The organism is Nitrospirillum bahiense, from assembly GCF_007828025.1.
GTDB lineage: Bacteria > Pseudomonadota > Alphaproteobacteria > Azospirillales > Azospirillaceae > Nitrospirillum > Nitrospirillum amazonense.
Window position 1 is genome coordinate 15,974 of sequence record NZ_VITO01000007.1, and the last position, 15,008, is coordinate 30,981.

General features: G+C 67.5%; 16 protein-coding genes. 8 read left to right on the top strand and 8 right to left on the bottom strand.

Features of this window, described 5'->3' with window-relative positions; translation table 11 throughout:
- Positions 1–4 precede the first annotated feature (4 nt).
- Positions 5–763: a copper homeostasis protein CutC gene (locus tag FBZ88_RS11715; RefSeq protein WP_145617036.1), complete on the top strand. Its 759-nt coding sequence runs from the start codon at positions 5–7 to the stop codon at positions 761–763.
- Here the strand turns inward: FBZ88_RS11715 and FBZ88_RS11720 are convergent.
- From FBZ88_RS11720 to ubiA, 5 genes are read right to left on the bottom strand one after another with little or no spacing between them, the layout of a single operon-like run.
- Positions 751–1,041, bottom strand: a complete 291-nt coding sequence (locus FBZ88_RS11720) for a type II toxin-antitoxin system RelE/ParE family toxin (RefSeq protein ID WP_186464352.1) — start codon at positions 1,039–1,041, stop codon at positions 751–753. The genes FBZ88_RS11715 and FBZ88_RS11720 overlap by 13 nt on opposite strands.
- A gap of 28 nt (positions 1,042–1,069) precedes the next feature.
- A complete protein-coding gene (locus tag FBZ88_RS11725) occupies positions 1,070–1,309 on the bottom strand; it encodes a hypothetical protein (RefSeq protein WP_145617039.1) in 240 nt (79 codons plus the stop codon).
- A gap of 44 nt (positions 1,310–1,353) precedes the next feature.
- Positions 1,354–2,883, bottom strand: coding sequence for a UbiD family decarboxylase (locus tag FBZ88_RS11730; RefSeq protein ID WP_145617040.1), 1,530 nt, complete (start codon positions 2,881–2,883; stop codon positions 1,354–1,356).
- Between the two features lie 58 nt (positions 2,884–2,941).
- Positions 2,942–3,595 carry a class I SAM-dependent methyltransferase gene (locus FBZ88_RS11735; RefSeq protein WP_145617041.1) on the bottom strand — a complete coding sequence of 218 codons (654 nt, stop codon included), beginning with the start codon at positions 3,593–3,595 and terminating at the stop codon, positions 2,942–2,944.
- Entirely contained in the window at positions 3,592–4,524 is a 933-nt protein-coding gene (gene ubiA / locus FBZ88_RS11740; protein WP_145617042.1) for a 4-hydroxybenzoate octaprenyltransferase, read from the bottom strand. The genes FBZ88_RS11735 and ubiA overlap by 4 nt, the downstream gene beginning before the upstream one ends.
- 197 nt (positions 4,525–4,721) lie before the next feature.
- Here ubiA and FBZ88_RS11745 point away from each other — a divergent pair, with 197 nt between their 5' ends.
- Both FBZ88_RS11745 and FBZ88_RS11750 read left to right on the top strand, forming a co-directional pair.
- The gene (locus FBZ88_RS11745; protein ID WP_145617043.1) at positions 4,722–5,513 is read left to right on the top strand and encodes a 16S rRNA (uracil(1498)-N(3))-methyltransferase; all 792 of its coding nucleotides are present in this window, start codon (positions 4,722–4,724) and stop codon (positions 5,511–5,513) included.
- An 86-nt stretch (positions 5,514–5,599) separates the two neighbouring features.
- Complete coding sequence (locus FBZ88_RS11750) at positions 5,600–6,967, top strand: glutamate--cysteine ligase (protein WP_145617044.1); 1,368 nt, start codon at positions 5,600–5,602, stop codon at positions 6,965–6,967.
- Between the two features lie 165 nt (positions 6,968–7,132).
- Here the strand turns inward: FBZ88_RS11750 and FBZ88_RS11755 are convergent, their stop codons facing one another.
- The 3 genes from FBZ88_RS11755 to tldD form a co-directional block, all read right to left on the bottom strand.
- Positions 7,133–7,477, bottom strand: a complete 345-nt coding sequence (locus FBZ88_RS11755; protein WP_145617046.1) for a hypothetical protein — start codon at positions 7,475–7,477, stop codon at positions 7,133–7,135.
- Between the two features lie 192 nt (positions 7,478–7,669).
- On the bottom strand, positions 7,670–8,254 hold the full coding sequence (locus FBZ88_RS11760; protein WP_145617047.1) for a DUF5655 domain-containing protein: 585 nt from the start codon (positions 8,252–8,254) through the stop codon (positions 7,670–7,672).
- A 23-nt stretch (positions 8,255–8,277) separates the two neighbouring features.
- Complete coding sequence (gene tldD / locus FBZ88_RS11765; protein ID WP_145617048.1) at positions 8,278–9,711, bottom strand: metalloprotease TldD; 1,434 nt, start codon at positions 9,709–9,711, stop codon at positions 8,278–8,280.
- Between the two features lie 582 nt (positions 9,712–10,293).
- On the opposite strand from tldD, the gene coxB reads away from it, so the two are divergent.
- The 5 genes from coxB (at position 10,294) to FBZ88_RS11790 (ending at position 14,866) form a co-directional block, all read left to right on the top strand.
- Positions 10,294–11,184 (top strand): cytochrome c oxidase subunit II, encoded by an 891-nt coding sequence (gene coxB / locus FBZ88_RS11770; protein WP_145617049.1) that lies wholly within the window; start codon positions 10,294–10,296, stop codon positions 11,182–11,184.
- A gap of 55 nt (positions 11,185–11,239) precedes the next feature.
- Positions 11,240–12,853, top strand: a complete 1,614-nt coding sequence (gene ctaD, locus FBZ88_RS11775; RefSeq protein ID WP_004272470.1) for a cytochrome c oxidase subunit I — start codon at positions 11,240–11,242, stop codon at positions 12,851–12,853.
- A 134-nt stretch (positions 12,854–12,987) separates the two neighbouring features.
- Positions 12,988–13,899: a heme o synthase gene (cyoE, locus tag FBZ88_RS11780; protein ID WP_145617050.1), complete on the top strand. Its 912-nt coding sequence runs from the start codon at positions 12,988–12,990 to the stop codon at positions 13,897–13,899.
- A gap of 44 nt (positions 13,900–13,943) precedes the next feature.
- Positions 13,944–14,138: a hypothetical protein gene (locus tag FBZ88_RS11785; protein WP_145617051.1), complete on the top strand. Its 195-nt coding sequence runs from the start codon at positions 13,944–13,946 to the stop codon at positions 14,136–14,138.
- A 98-nt stretch (positions 14,139–14,236) separates the two neighbouring features.
- Complete coding sequence (locus FBZ88_RS11790) at positions 14,237–14,866, top strand: cytochrome c oxidase assembly protein (RefSeq protein ID WP_281290126.1); 630 nt, start codon at positions 14,237–14,239, stop codon at positions 14,864–14,866.
- Positions 14,867–15,008: the final 142 nt, after the last annotated feature.

Consider the following 15,008-nt stretch of genomic DNA (forward strand, 5'->3'; position numbering starts at 1 on the left):
GGGCATGACCCGGGTGGATGCGAATCGCGTGCGGCTTGAGGTGTGCGTGGACAGCCCGGCAGGGGTGGCCGCCGCCATCAAGGGGGGCGCCGACCGGCTGGAGCTGTGCGCCGCCCTGGTGGTGGGCGGCCTGACGCCGTCCCGCGGCCTGATGGCGCTGGCGGCGGCCAGCGGGCGGCCCGCCTACGCCATGATCCGTCCCCGGCCGGGCGACTTCGTCTATGGCCCCGCCGACCTCGACGTCATGGGGGATGATATTGACACGGTGCGGGCCCTGGGCCTGCCCGGCGTGGTGCTGGGCGCCAGCCTGCCCAGCGGTGAACTGGACGCCGCCGCCCTATCCATCCTGGTGGACCGTGCCGGCGGCCTGGGCATGACCCTGCACCGTGCCATCGACCTGACCCCCGACCCCATCGAGGCCTTGGATATCGCCATCGAACTGGGGTTCGAACGCGTGCTGACCTCCGGCTGCGCCCGCACGGCGGTCGAGGGGGCGGAAACCATCGCCGAGCTGGTGGACCACGCCCAGGGCCGTATCAGCATCATGGCCGGCAGCGGCGTCACCCCCGACAACGCCGTCGACCTCATCCGCCAGACCGGGGTGACCGAGGTCCACGCCTCCTGCGGCATGGCCCCGGCGGTGGTGGACCAGCACCTGCTGCACTTCGGCTTCGTCCAGCCCGGCGCCCGGGAGACGGACGCGGCGACGGTCATGTGGCTGGCGGCAGCGATCCGGGATATCGAGGCCGATCAGTGGCCGTAATGCTCGTCCCGCATGATGCGTTCATGGTCGCGAGCACCATGAAGAATATGGAGAATTTCGATCGCGTTCAGTTTTGGGACTGAGCGGTAGTAGATGATATAGTCCTTGTAAGGGCAACAACGGCCGCCAGACAGAAGATGGTCGCAAGCCTTTCCGGCGGCGGGAAAAAGAGCGCGCTTCTGGCAGATGGCCTCAAGTTCTTCAGCGAACGCGAGCGCACGATCCACGTCGTCCTGGGCGATGAAATAAGTGATGTCCTTCAGGTCTTGCTCAGCCAAGGGATGGAAGAAGGCCCTCGGCATAGGCTCACTGAGCCTGCGCCTTTTTCATTTCGAGCAAGCGGGCTTTCAGGTCACCGAACACCTTTTCCGCGGGGATAGGTGTTTGCCCATCTGATGCTCTGGCCTGGAGTATGGCCCGGATATGGGCTTCCGCCTCTTCCTCCGTCGCGTCAATGATTCGCACTTCGACGCGGCGGTTGCCGGCGAAGGGGGCAAGTTCGTCTGACAGCTTGTCGACAGTGGTACGGATGACGGTTTCAGCCATGCCCCCAGCATATGCCGTGGGCTGCCGTTGCGCCAGTGGATGCCTCACTTCCGCCAGATCGGCTTCCCAGTCCCTGGCAGGCCATAGCTGGCCCATTTGCGGCTGACCTCCTCCACCACGCCCTGGTCCATGGCGATCTTCTCGCCCCACTCGCGGTGGGTTTCGGGGGGCAGCTTGTTGGTGGCGTCCAGGCCGACCTTGCCGCCCAGGCCGGATTCGGGGCTGGCGAAGTCCAAATAGTCGATGGGCGTGCCCTCGATGACGGTGATGTCGCGGGCCGGGTCCATGCGGGTGGATACCGCCCACATCACGTCCTTCCAGTCGCGGGCGTTGATGTCGTCGTCCACGACGATCACCCACTTGGTGTACATGAACTGCCGCAGGAAGGACCAAACGCCCATCATCACCCGCTTGGCGTGGCCTGGATAAGCCTTGCGCATGGACACCACGGCGATGCGGTAGGAACAGCCCTCCGGCGGCAGCCAGAAATCGATGATCTCCGGAAACTGCTGGCGCAGCAGGGGGATGAAGACCTCGTTCAGGGATTCGCCCAGCACCGACGGCTCGTCCGGCGGCCGGCCGGTGAAGGTGGAGAGGTAGATGGGGTCGCGGCGCATGGTGATGGCCGTGACCTGGAAGACGGGGAACTTCTCCATAGAGTTGTAATAGCCGGTGTGGTCGCCGTAGGGACCTTCGTCCGCGTACTCGTCCAGCGAGACGTAGCCTTCCAGGACGATTTCCGCCTGGGCCGGCACCTTCAGCGGCACGGTCTTGCAGTCGACCAAGTCCACCTTCTTGCCGCGCAGCATGCCGGCGAACTGGTACTCCGACAGCGTTTCGGGCACCGGGGTCACGGCGGCCAGGATGGTGCCGGGATCGGCGCCCAGCACCACGGCGGCGGGCAGGGGCTCGCGCTTGCCGGCAGCCTTCCAGCGGTGATGATGCTGGGCCCCGCCGCGGTGCTTCAGCCAGCGCATGATGGTGCGGTCGCGCCCCAGCACCTGCATGCGGTAGATGCCCAGGTTGAAGCGGTCCTCCGCCATGCCATCCCTGTCGTTGGCCGTGGGGCCTTGCGTCACCACCAGGGGCCAGGTGATCAGGGGCGCCGGTTCACCGGGCCAGCAGCTCTGGATGGGCAGGCGGCCCAGGTCGATCTGGTCGCCGGTCAGCACCACCTCCTGGCACGGTGCGCTGCCCACCGTGCGCGGGCGCATCGCCATGACGGTCTTCACCAGGGGCAGCATCTCCCATGCGTCGCGCAGGCCGCGCGGCGGCTCCGGCTGCTTCAGGAAGGCCAGCGTCTCCCCCACGTCGCGCAGCTCATGCGGCTCCCGGTCCATGCCCCAGGCAACCCGCTCCACCGTGCCGAACAGGTTGATCAGTACCGGCATTTCCGACCGGGTGCCGTCGGCCTTGGTCACGTTCTCGAAGAGGACGGCGGGGCCGCCCTCGGCCAGCAGGCGGGTCTGGATCTCGGTCATCTCCAGCACAGTGGACACCGGGGTCTTGACCCGCACCAGGCGGCCCGACTGTTCCAGCCGGTCGATGAACTCACGCAGGGAGGCGTAGGGCATGGGGAAACGTCCAGGGTAGGGAATCAGGCGGTAAAGGAGCGGATGCGGCCCCGCCAGGTCAAGCCTCCACCCGCCAGACGACGCTGTCTCGGTGGGTGCGGTCCTCCAGCTCCAGCGTCGTCGGCACGCGGTAGGTGGCCAGGGGAACCAGCCCGTCCTTCGGCAGGTATGTACGGCCGGGATCCCCCATCAGGATCACCAGTCCGTCGCCGGCCAGGGCGCGCAGCCAGGCCATGACACGCTCCGCCATCGGTTTCTCGTAGCAGACGTCGCCCACCAGCACGACATCGATGTCCGTCAGGGGCTGGCCCACCACATCGCGCTCCACCGCCGTCACGGTCACGCCGTTCAGCCGGGCGTTCAGTGCGATGGCGGCGATGGCGTAGGTGTCGATCTCGACGGCGGTGACGCTGGCGGCCCCCGCCTTGGCGGCGGCGATGGCGATCAGACCGCTTCCGGCGGCGAAGTCCAGGACGCGGGCGCCCCGCACCAGCTCCGGATGGTCCAGCACATGGCGGGCGACGGCCTGCCCGCCGGCCCAGGGGAAGGCCCAGAAGGGGGGCGGCAGATCCTTGGCCGCCAGCGTCGCCTCCGTCGCCTGCCACAGGGGCGTGATCTCGCTGGCGGTCAGCAGTGTCAGCTCCGGCACCAGGGCCGGGGCTTCCGGGGCGGTGTTGGCGTGGATGAAGGCGGCGCGATCGGTCTCGCTCAAGACGCGGCCGCCATGCCCAGGATGATGCTGGCCAGGAATACCCAGCCGGCGACGCGGGCGGCGCGGAAGGCGGCCAGGCTGTCGGCCGGATCCTCGGGGCGCCACTGCCAGGCCTGGCGCAACAGCATGCCGCCGGTCAGGGCCACGCCCAGGTAGGCCAGCGGGTGGACGCCGGCAGCCACCAGGGCCAGTGCCCACAGCGCCGTGGCGCCGGCATAGAAGCCCAGGATCCAGCGCTTGGAGGCGGCGCCCAAGCGCAGCGCGGTGGACTTCACGCCCACCTTCACGTCGTCCTCGCGATCCTGGTGGGCATAGATGGTGTCGTAGCCCAGGGTCCACAGGATGCCGCCGGCGTAGAGCAGAACCGGCGGCCAGGCGAGTTCGCCCGTGACCGCCACCCAGCCCAGCAGGGCGCCCCAATTGAAGGTCAGGCCCAGGAAGGCCTGGGGCCACCAGGTGATGCGCTTCATCAAGGGATATGCGGCCACCAGCACCAGCGAGGCGGCGCCCATGACGATGGTGGGCCGGTTCATCTGCACCAGCACGGCCAAGCCCACCAGGCACTGGGCGATCAGGAAGGCGATGGCCTGGGGCACGCTGACGGCACCGCTGGGGATGGGGCGCACGCGGGTGCGTTCCACCAGGGCGTCGAACTTGCGGTCGATGATGTCGTTGATGGTGCAGCCGGCGCCACGCATGACGACCGAGCCCACGGCGAACAGCAGCATGAGCCACAGCTTGGGCAGGTGGCCGGGTTCCGCGGCCAGGGCGATGGACCAGAGCCCCGGCAGCAGCAGCAGCCAGGTGCCGATGGGCCGGTCCAGCCGCGCCAGCCGAGCATAGGGGCGGGCGCGGGTCGGCACATGCCGGTCGATCCAGTCGCCCTGGCGGATGTCGGTATGGCCGGCGCCTATGGTTTCGCTGGGCATGCGGGAAAGCCTTGTTCAGGTGTTTGCAGGGACCTTAGCGGGAACCTGGCCGTCAAGAAAGGGCGGCCGGTCACCCTTCAGGCGGACGGGCAGACCCTTGAAAAATGCTCGAGTGTTCAATGGTAGAATGGACAAAGGAATGATTGTTCCGCATCTAGACCTCTCCCGTTCCGCCTCCTTTCTCCGCGACTGACCCCATGGCCGACCGCCCCCGCACCCGCCTGCATATCGACACGCCCCTGGCCGCCGGCCAGTCGGCACCGCTGTCGGGCGACCAGGCGCACTATCTGCGCGGCGTGCTGCGCCAGGCGCCCGGCGACCGGCTGCTGGCCTTCAACGAGGCCGGCGGCGAATGGCTGGGGGAGATATCGGCGCTGACCAAGTCGGGCGGCACCATCACCCTGCTGGAACAGACGCGGCCGCCGGTGGCGGTGCCGGACGTCTGGCTGCTGTTCGCGCCGCTGAAGGGTGGTCGCACCGAGTACGTGGTGGAAAAGGCGACTGAGCTGGGCGTGGCCCGCCTCTGCCCCGTGCTGACCCGCCGGGGCGACGTGCCCCGGGTGAACCTGGACCGCCTGCGCGCCAACGCGGTGGAGGCGGCGGAACAGTGCGAGCGGCTTTCCGTGCCCGTGGTCGATCCGCTGGCCGACCTGTCGTCCGTGCTGGCCGGCTGGTCCGCCAGCCCCCTGACCCGGGATCGCACGCTGTTTGTGGCGGCGGAGACGGGGGCGGCCCAGCCCCTGGCCACGGCTGTGACGGCGGCTACTGCGTCGGGGCGCCCGGCGGCGTTCCTTGTGGGACCGGAGGGGGGCCTCCATCCCGGTGAGCTTGACCAGCTTGCCAAAACACCCTTTGTTGTCCCGGTAGGACTGGGTCCACGCATTCTGCGGGCGGACACGGCCGCTTTCGCTGTGCTTGCCTTGTGGCAGGCGCTGGCGGGCGACTGGACCGCCGCCCCAGGGCAGGACGCGCGCCCGCCGTTCCGTTGAGTATCCCGTTCCCTGTCCCCGGCCCCCAGCCGCGCTTTGATACCCAAGCCTTGTGAAGCCAAGCCTTGTAAAGAAGGACCGACCTGATGTCTGCGCCGCCGAAGAGCCCGGGTGCCCCCATCACCGACCGCCGCGAGCTGGTCGAATACCTGGAACAGGGCAACAAGCCGGCGGATGCCTGGCGCATCGGCACGGAGCACGAGAAGTTCGCCTTCCGCCTGGGCGACAACCGTCCGCTGCCCTATGAGGGCGAGCAGGGCATCGGCCGCATCCTGTCCGAGATGGCGACCCGCTACGACTGGGCCCCGGTGAAGGAGGGCGAGAACATCATCGCCCTGACCAAGGGCCAGGCCAGCATCACGCTGGAGCCGGGCGGCCAGTTCGAGCTGTCGGGTGCGCCGCTCAGCACCATCCACCAGACCTGCGGCGAGGTGTCGGAGCACCTGGCCCAGGTGCGCGCGATCGGCGCCGATCTCGGCATCGGCATGATCGGCCTGGGCTTCAATCCCAAGTGGAAGCGGGAAGATATTCCCTGGATGCCCAAGGGCCGCTACCGCATCATGCGCGACTACATGCCCAAGAAGGGCACCATGGGCCTGGACATGATGACCCGCACCTCCACGGTGCAGGTCAACCTGGACTTCAGCTCCGAAGCCGACATGGTGAAGAAGTTCCGGGTCAGCCTGGCGCTGCAGCCCATCGCCACGGCCCTGTTCGCCAACAGCCCCTTCAAGGAAGGCAAGCCCAACGGTTTCCAGAGCCTGCGCAGCCATGTGTGGACGGATACCGACCCCGACCGCTGCGGCGACCTGCCTTTCGTGTTCGAGGATGGCTTCGGCTTCGAGCGCTACGCCGACCATGCGCTGGGCGTGCCCATGTACTTCGTCTATCGCGACGGCCAGTACATCGACGCCTCGGGCCAGGACTTCCGCGCCTTCCTGAGGGGGGAACTGCCGGCCTTGCCGGGTGAGCGGCCGCTGATCACCGACTGGGTGGACCACCTGACCACCCTGTTCCCCGAGGTGCGGCTGAAGCGCTTCCTGGAGATGCGCGGCGCCGACGGCGGCCCATGGGCCCGCCTGTGCGCCCTGCCGGCCCTGTGGGTGGGCCTGCTGTACGACACCACGGCGCTGGACGCCGCCTGGGACATGATCAAGGACTGGACGGAGGAGGAGCGGGCGCAACTGCGCAACAACGTGCCGCGCCTGGGTCTCGATACGCCCTTCCGCAAGGGCACCGTCCTGGACCTCGCACGTCAGACGGTGGCCATTTCGCGCAGCGGCCTGGACAACCGGGCGCGCCTGGCCGGCATGGGCGACAACGAAAGCCACTTCCTGGACGCGCTGCAGGCCATCGTGGACAGCGGCGTTTCGCCGGCCACGGAGTTGCTGAACAAGTTCAACGGGGAATGGGGCGGCGATATCGATCGCGTCTACGCCGAATACGCGTACTGAGGCTGGCCGTTCAGCGGACCTTGGTGCCTCGCGTTGTTTATGTGGCCCCCGGCTATGGCCGGGGATTCCTCCCTATAATCGACGCCATCTGGGACGCCATTTGGGACACCATCTGGCTTCCCCCCGGAAACCGGTGGCGTCATTCCCATCGCGTGATCCGCAGGCTTACGACCCGGGGACCTTGGTGCCCAGCGGGCGGTTCAGCATATCCTTGGGGTCGGCGTGGCCGACGTCGTTGCAATTGCCGGCCAGGCGGCTGCCCGTGTTCACGCACCGCTGCTGGGCCGCGGCCTTGGGCGCGGCGGCGTTGGCCGTCTGGGCGGCGTCCGGCTGGGTCTGGCAACCGGCCGTGAGCAGGGCGAGACCAAAAGTTGCTGCCAATAACTGATAGTGACGCATAAGAACTCCGTTTGATGTGGACAACGCAACAAACGGATTTATGCGTACCTCGGCGATGTGGGCAACCAGTCTTTTGTCCGGAAGCGTTGCAAAATTGATACCGGTTTCCATCCAGTCCCGCGTCTGACGCATCCAGGCCGCAGGAATGGCCAAAACGCGCAAAGATCCCCCTAACGCGGCGGCGTTCCGGACGGTTGGTAGGGTATCCGGAATTTGGCGGGGAAGTGGCCCGTGCGCCGGCTTGAGGTCGCCGTCCGGCCGGTTGGGCGACGGCGGGGTCCCTGCCGCGATGGCGGCGGAAATTCAATCGCGGGTCACGACCCGGGCATGGGCGCGCGCCAGCCAGGCGGCGACCTCCTCGGTGATGTCCTCCACCGAGGCCAATGGGATTCGGTAGGTGATGCGATCGCTGGGATCCGCGGTCTTGACCGGGCTCAGGGAAACGGCGCCTGGCGGCAGCGGCTCCCGGCCCAAGGCCAGGCCCAGGTCGATTCGGCCCTTACCCGCCGGCTTAACCTCCGCGAACTTCAATCCCACGCTGAAGGAGACCATGGTGGACAGGACGGTGCTGGTGACATCCACGCCCAGGCCCAGGGCCAGGGCGGTCAACCTGTCGCCAATGGGGCGCAGGGCCTCCCGCCCTTGATACAGCTTATCCAGCCGTTGTTCCGGTGACAGGTCATGGATCCCGCCCAGGGCATGGGCCGCCAGCACCTGTGCCGTGGCGCCGCCCAAGCCGTGGGCCTGCTTCAGCCAGCGGGCGCAGGCCTTGGGCTCGGCCGGCCCCTCCGCCTTGATCAGGGCGGTCCAGGCGCCCGCGTCCCGGCCGGTCTTGGCCGGCAGGTTGCGCAGGATGGCGGCCATCATCTCGTCCGGGCTCTTGCCCATGGCCACCCTCCCTCGTATCCGATTCAGGCGGCGGTGCCGCCGACGGTCAGGCCGTCGATGCGCAGCGTGGGCTGGCCCACGCCCACCGGCACGCTTTGCCCCTGCTTGCCGCAGACGCCGATGCCCTCGTCCAGGCAGCTGTCGTCGCCGATCATGGTGACCTTGGTCAGGGCGTCCGGGCCATTGCCGATCAGGGTGGCGCCCTTCACTGACGGGCCGATCTTGCCGTCCTCGATCAGATAGGCCTCCGAGGCGGAGAAGACGAACTTGCCCGACACGATGTCCACCTGGCCGCCGCCGAAGTTCACGGCGTACAGCCCGCGCTTCACCGAGGCCAGGATCTCCTCCTTGGTGCGGTCGCCGGAGCGCATCATGGTGTTGGTCATACGCGGCATGGGCACGCTACTGAAACCCTGGCGGCGGCCGTTGCCCGTGGGCTTCACCCCCATCAGGCGGGCGTTCATGCGATCCTGCATGTAACCGACCAGGATGCCGTCCTCGATCAGGGTGTTGCACTGGCTGGGCGTGCCCTCGTCATCCACGGTGATGGAGCCGCGGCGCCCCTCCAGCGTGCCGTCGTCCACCACGGTGACGCCGGGGGCGGCCACCCGCTGTCCGATGAGGGAGGAGAAGGCGGACGTGGACTTGCGGTTGAAGTCGCCCTCCAGCCCGTGGCCGATGGCCTCGTGCAGCAGCACGCCGCACCACCCGGGCCCGAGGACCACGGGCATCTCGCCCGCCGGCGCCGGGATGGCGGCCAGGTTGACCAGGGCCTGGCGCAGCGCCTCATCGACATGGTGGCGCCAGGTTTCCGGCTGCATGTAGCGCTCATAGGCCAGGCGGCCGCCGGCGCCGAAGCTGCCGGCCTCCATGCGGTCGCCCTCGCCGACGACCACGGAGACGTTCAGGCGCACCAGCGGGCGGATGTCGGCCACGCGGTGGCCGTCGGCGCGGATGATCTGCACGGCCTGCCACTCGCCGGTCAGGCTGGCGCTGACCTGGCGCACGCGCGGGTCACGGCCCCGGGCATAGGCGTCGATGTCGGCCAGCAGCTTCACCTTGGCTTCGAACGGCACGATGGCCAAGGGGTTGTCGGCGGCGTAGAGGGCGCGGTTGGTACCCACCGGCGGCTCCGCATAGGTGCCGCCATGGCCGGCCTGTACGGTGCGCACGGTGGCGGCGGCGCGCTTCAGCGCCTCCTCCGTCAGGGTGGAGGCATGGGCGAAGCCCGTGGTCTCGCCGGCGACGGAGCGCAGGCCGAAGCCCTGGGTGGTGTCGAAGCTGGCGCTTTTCAGCTTGCCGTCATCCCAGAACACGCCTTCGGACTGGGCGTACTCCAGGAACAGCTCGCCATCGTCGCCGCCCTTCAGCGCGTCGGCGACGATCGATTCGGTGCGCGCGCGGTCCAGTCCGGCGCGGGTGAAAAACAGATCGTCGGTCTGGGCGAGCAGGCTCATGGTCGCGAAACTCCAAGGAACGGGCCGAAAAGCCGGGGCGGCCGCGGGGCCGGCCACCCGGGCGGGGCATGACCTTCATAACATGGCGCGTCGATGCCGCCATCGCCAGGGGAAAGGCCGCCGTTCGAAGGTGGGGGGACGGGATCGGGAATCCTCAAGCACGCCAAGGCTGTAGCGCCGGGCCGCTTTTGCGCCACCCTGGCGGGTCCGGCGGGCGGGTCAGTGCGCCCAACGGTATGCGCTGGGACGCGTTGTCCGCTTTACGTCAAGGATTGGGAACGTTATGGTCTGCCACGATGCAGGTGTCCCTTAACCATCGGGGACGCTTGCGATGCTGGGTCTAAACTCCCGGACAGGTGCCCCGATCGCCGACGCCGTCGCCGCTTCGTCCCGCCGCAACGGGAGGTGGGGGCGGGGGCAGGTCGATCAAGGACGGGCCCCCATAATAAACGGGAGGATGGGACGGCATCCCGCGTTCGGTGCGGCGCCTGAACAGGGGGCGTGCGGGGCCGGCGTGGGTCACCAGGACAATCTTCGGGTGGGACGTGTCGCGCGTCCCCGGCAACGAGAGAGTGGTAAGGGATGTCCGTACGCAAGAACGCCGCCGCCTTCGCGGCCCTTTTGACGGCCCTGGCGGGGCGCGCTTCCGTGGCGCTGGCCGACCCGGTGGTGAGCATGCCGGAGGCGGGCAAGCTGGGCATGCAGCATGCCTACTCGCCCGTGGCGGTGCAGCTGGAGAACTTCCACAACCTGCTGCTCTACATCATCATCGGCATCGTCGCCTTCGTGTCGCTGCTGCTGCTGACGGTCATGGTGCGCTTCAACAAGCGCGCGAACCCCGTCCCGTCCAAGACCAGCCACCACACCCTGCTGGAGGTGGCGTGGACCGTGGTGCCGGTGCTGATCCTGGTGATCGTGGCCGTGCCGTCCTTCCGCGTCCTCTACTACGGCGACCGCACGCCCAATCCTGAGATGACGGTGAAGATCACCGGCCACCAGTGGTATTGGTCTTACGAATACCCGGACAACAACGACATCTCCTTCGACAGCAACATCGTCTCCGACAGCGACCTGAAGCCGGGGCAGCCCCGCCTGCTGACCGTGGACAACGAGATGGTGGTGCCGGTGGGCACGCCGGTCCGCCTGCTGCTGACCGGTGCCGACGTCATCCACTCCTGGTATGTGCCCTCGCTGGGGGTGCAGTTGCACGCCGTGCCCGGCCGTATCAACGAGACCTGGCTGCAGGCCAGCACCGAAGGCACCTTCTATGGCCAGTGCACGCTGATCTGCGGCACCAACCACGGCTTCATGCCCATCGTCGTCCATGCCGTCAGCAAGGAGGACTACAAGGCCTGGGCCGAGAAGACCAAGACCGCCGGCATCGACGCGGGCCGCGAGTTCCTCGCGTCGCTCGAGGCCGCGAAAGGGGCCACCAGGACCGCCCTGGCGACGGACAATGGCGCCGCGCGCTGAGCCCGCCCCGTCTGACATTTAACCCCGGCAGAGATTAACGAGGGGAACTGGAATTATGGCGCACGCAGCCCACGATACGGCTCATGACGCGCATCACGACCATAAGCCCGGGTTCGTGAAGCGGTGGTTGTTCTCGACCAACCACAAGGACATCGGCACGCTCTACCTCATCTTCTCCGTGATCGCCGGCCTCATCGGCGGCGCCATCTCGGTGATCATGCGCATGGAACTGCAGGAGCCGGGCATCCAGATCCTGAACCACCTGTCGGCCGACATCGGCCAGCAGTGGAACGTGCTGATCACCGCCCACGGCCTGATCATGGTGTTCTTCGTGGTCATGCCCGCCGTCATCGGCGGCTTCGGCAACTGGTTCGTGCCGCTGATGATCGGCGCGCCGGACATGGCCTTCCCGCGCCTGAACAACATCAGCTTCTGGCTGCTGGTCCCGGCCTTCCTGCTGCTGGTCTCGTCCTCACTGATCGGCCCGGGCGCCGGCACCGGGTGGACCATCTACCCGCCGCTGTCCTCCACCGTTGGACACAGCGGCCCCTCGGTCGACATGGGCATCTTCGCCCTGCACCTGGCGGGCGCATCGTCCATCCTGGGTGCCGCCAACTTCATCACCACCATCTTCAACATGCGGGCGCCGGGCATGACCCTGCACAAGATGCCGCTGTTCGTGTGGTCGATGCTGGTGACCGCCTTCCTGCTGCTGCTGGCCGTGCCCGTGCTGGGCGGCGCCATCACCATGCTGCTGGCCGACCGCAATTTCGGCACCCACTTCTTCGACCCGGCCGGCGGCGGCGACCCGCTGCTGTTCCAGCACCTGTTCTGGTTCTTCGGCCATCCCGAAGTGTACATCATGATCCTGCCGGCCTTCGGCATCATCAGCCAGATCGTCTCCACCTTCTCGCGCAAGCCGGTGTTCGGCTACCTGGGCATGGCCTACGCCATGGTCGCTATCGGCGTGGTGGGCTTCATCGTCTGGGCGCACCACATGTTCACCGTGGGCCTGGACGTCGATACCCGCGCCTACTTCACCGCGGCGACCATGATCATCGCCGTGCCCACGGGCGTTAAGATCTTCTCCTGGATCGCCACCATGTGGGGCGGCTCCATCGAGTTCAAGCCGCCCATGGTCTGGGCCATCGGCTTCATCTTCCTGTTCACCGTGGGCGGCGTCACCGGCGTGGTGCTGGCCAACGGCGGCCTGGACGTGATGCTGCACGACACCTACTACGTCATCGCGCACTTCCATTACGTGCTGAGCCTGGGTGCGGTGTTCGCCATCTTCGCCGGCTACTACTACTGGATCGGCAAGATGTCGGGCCGGGAGCATCCGGAATGGGCGGGCCACCTGCACTTCTGGACCACCTTCATCGGCGTGAACCTGATCTTCTTCCCCCAGCACTTCCTGGGCCTGCAGGGCATGCCGCGCCGTATTCCGGACTATCCGGACGCGTTCCACATGTGGAACCAGATCTCCTCCATCGGGGCCTACATTTCCTTCGGCTCCACCTTGTTCTTCGTCGTGATGGCCCTTTATACCCTGATGTTCGGCCGGCGCGTCGGCGCCGACTACTGGAACACCGGTGAGACGACGCTGGAGTGGACGCTGTCCAGCCCGCCGCCGTTCCACCAGTTCGAGGTTCTGCCCCGCATCAAGTAAGGTGCTGAGGGTGGCACCGGCTGCATAGGCGACGACCGCGCGGGAGGGGTGGCTTCCCGCGCGGTTTTGCCTGATTAAAGACGCCATCGGTTCCCCGCATGGAGCCGACGACGTCGGATGAGATGCGAAGACAGATGACCGATACCGCCTTCGAAGGCCAGACCGCCCCGGCCCAGGCCGCCAGCCTGCCGGGCAGTGTGGCCGACTATATCGCCCTGCTGAAGCCCCGGGTCATGTCGCTCGTGGTGTTCAGCGGCCTGGCCGGCCTGGTGGTGGCGCCGGGCACCCTGCACCCGGTCCTGGCGGTGGTGGCCCTGCTGTGCATCGCCGTGGGCGCCGGTGCCGCCGGCGCCATCAACATGTGGTACGACCGCGACATCGACGCCGTCATGGAGCGCACCCGCGGCCGGCCCATCCCCCAGGGCAAGGTCAACCCGGATGAGGCGCTGGCCTTCGGCGTCGTGCTGTCCGTGGCCTCGGTGCTGCTGATGGGCCTGGCGGTCAACTGGGTGGCCGCCGCCATCCTGGGCGTGGCCAACGCCTTCTACGTCTTCGTCTACACCATGTGGCTGAAGCGCCGCACGCCGCAGAACATCGTCATCGGCGGGGCCGCCGGCGCCTTTCCGCCCATGATCGGCTGGGCGGCGGTGACGGGCGACGTCAGCATCGGCCCGGTGTTGCTGTTCTGCCTCATCTTCTTCTGGACGCCGCCGCATTTCTGGGCGCTGGCCCTGTTCCGCAGCGGCGATTACAGCCGCGCCGGCGTACCCATGCTGCCCGTGGTGGCGGGCGAGACCGCCACCAAGCGCCAGATGCTGGTCTACACCCTGCTGCTGCTGCCCATCGCCATCGCCCCGCACTGGTTCGGCGTGGGCGGCATGGCCTATCTGGTGGGCGCCACGGTGCTCAGCTTGCTGTTCATCCTCTGCGCCGTGCGGGTCATGCTGGACAAGACCCACCGTGCCGCCAAGCAGATGTTCGCCTATTCCATCCTCTACCTTTTCCTGCTGCTCGCCATCCTGATCGGTGAGAAGCTGGTGGCCTGACGCCCTCGCCTGAGAGGGCCCCTCCGCATAGGAACCCCGACCGCATGGCCAACACCGTCAATCCCACCGGTACCCCCGCTGGCACCTCCTCCTCGGCCGAGCCCGTCCTCGACGCGGCCGAGCGGGCGCGCCGCCAGCGTGGCAAGAACCTGGCGCTATTCTTCTCGCTGCTGGGCTTCGTGGCATTGATCTATGTCGTGGCCATCGTGCGCATGGGGCTGCACGCGCAAGGCCAGTAACCTTTTTCCCAATAAGAATTCGGCGGGCGAACCCGCCATCGCGCGCAAGGACGGCCGCCCACCGCAAGGGTCGTCGTCAAAGCCAGGGAGGCGACAGGTTGGCTGACACCCCAGGTCCCGATTCCCCCCATACTCAGCCCGCGCGGCCCGACCTGGCCCGGCGCAACCGCCGCATGCTGGTGGGGGCGCTGACCATTGTGGCCGCCATGGTGGGGCTCAGCTTCGCCGCCGTGCCGCTCTACCAGGTGTTCTGCAAGGCCACCGGCTTCGGCGGCACGACACAGGTGGCGGAGAGGGGCGCCGACCGCGTGATCGACCGTACCGTCACCGTTCGTTTCGATGCCGAAGTGAACCGGGAATTGCCTTGGCAATTCCGTCCCCTTCAGAATGCCGTGCAGGTCAAGCTGGGGGAGGTGCGAGAGATCCGCTACCACGCCAAGAACCTGTCGGACAAGGCGCTGGTGGGTACCGCCACCTTCAACGTCACCCCCGACAAGGCCGGCATTTATTTCAATAAAATCCAGTGCTTCTGCTTCACCCGCCAGCGGCTGGAGCCGGGGCAGGAACTGGACATGCCGGTGACTTTCTTCGTCGACCCCTCGTTGGCCGACGATCCGCACATGAAGGACGTGGCCACCATCACCCTGTCCTACACCTTCTTCCTGGCGGCCGACCAGACGGCGGCGGCCGTTCAGGACCAGACCGTCAAAGCGCGTCCGGGCGGCTAAAGCGTACCCGGGCAACGGCTTCGCCACTGTACAACCTCTGGACGGGCGGGGCAGGAACGTTTACCAAGGGTGTGTCCAGTCCCCCGAACGCGGGGGACCAGGGAGGGCACCAATAAGGACCGGGGCGGCAATGTCCGCCGAT

Coding starts and splice junctions, on each gene's coding strand:
- FBZ88_RS11785 (WP_145617051.1), top strand. CDS start 13,944: ATGGCCAACACCGTCAATCCCACCGGTACCCCCGCTGGCACCTCCTCC.
- FBZ88_RS11745 (WP_145617043.1), top strand. CDS start 4,722: ATGGCCGACCGCCCCCGCACCCGCCTGCATATCGACACGCCCCTGGCC.
- ubiA (WP_145617042.1), bottom strand. CDS start 4,524: ATGCCCAGCGAAACCATAGGCGCCGGCCATACCGACATCCGCCAGGGC.
- FBZ88_RS11725 (WP_145617039.1), bottom strand. CDS start 1,309: ATGGCTGAAACCGTCATCCGTACCACTGTCGACAAGCTGTCAGACGAA.
- cyoE (WP_145617050.1), top strand. CDS start 12,988: ATGACCGATACCGCCTTCGAAGGCCAGACCGCCCCGGCCCAGGCCGCC.
- coxB (WP_145617049.1), top strand. CDS start 10,294: ATGTCCGTACGCAAGAACGCCGCCGCCTTCGCGGCCCTTTTGACGGCC.
- FBZ88_RS11750 (WP_145617044.1), top strand. CDS start 5,600: ATGTCTGCGCCGCCGAAGAGCCCGGGTGCCCCCATCACCGACCGCCGC.
- FBZ88_RS11730 (WP_145617040.1), bottom strand. CDS start 2,883: ATGCCCTACGCCTCCCTGCGTGAGTTCATCGACCGGCTGGAACAGTCG.
- FBZ88_RS11715 (WP_145617036.1), top strand. CDS start 5: ATGACCCGGGTGGATGCGAATCGCGTGCGGCTTGAGGTGTGCGTGGAC.
- FBZ88_RS11760 (WP_145617047.1), bottom strand. CDS start 8,254: ATGGGCAAGAGCCCGGACGAGATGATGGCCGCCATCCTGCGCAACCTG.
- tldD (WP_145617048.1), bottom strand. CDS start 9,711: ATGAGCCTGCTCGCCCAGACCGACGATCTGTTTTTCACCCGCGCCGGA.
- FBZ88_RS11755 (WP_145617046.1), bottom strand. CDS start 7,477: ATGGAAACCGGTATCAATTTTGCAACGCTTCCGGACAAAAGACTGGTT.
- ctaD (WP_004272470.1), top strand. CDS start 11,240: ATGGCGCACGCAGCCCACGATACGGCTCATGACGCGCATCACGACCAT.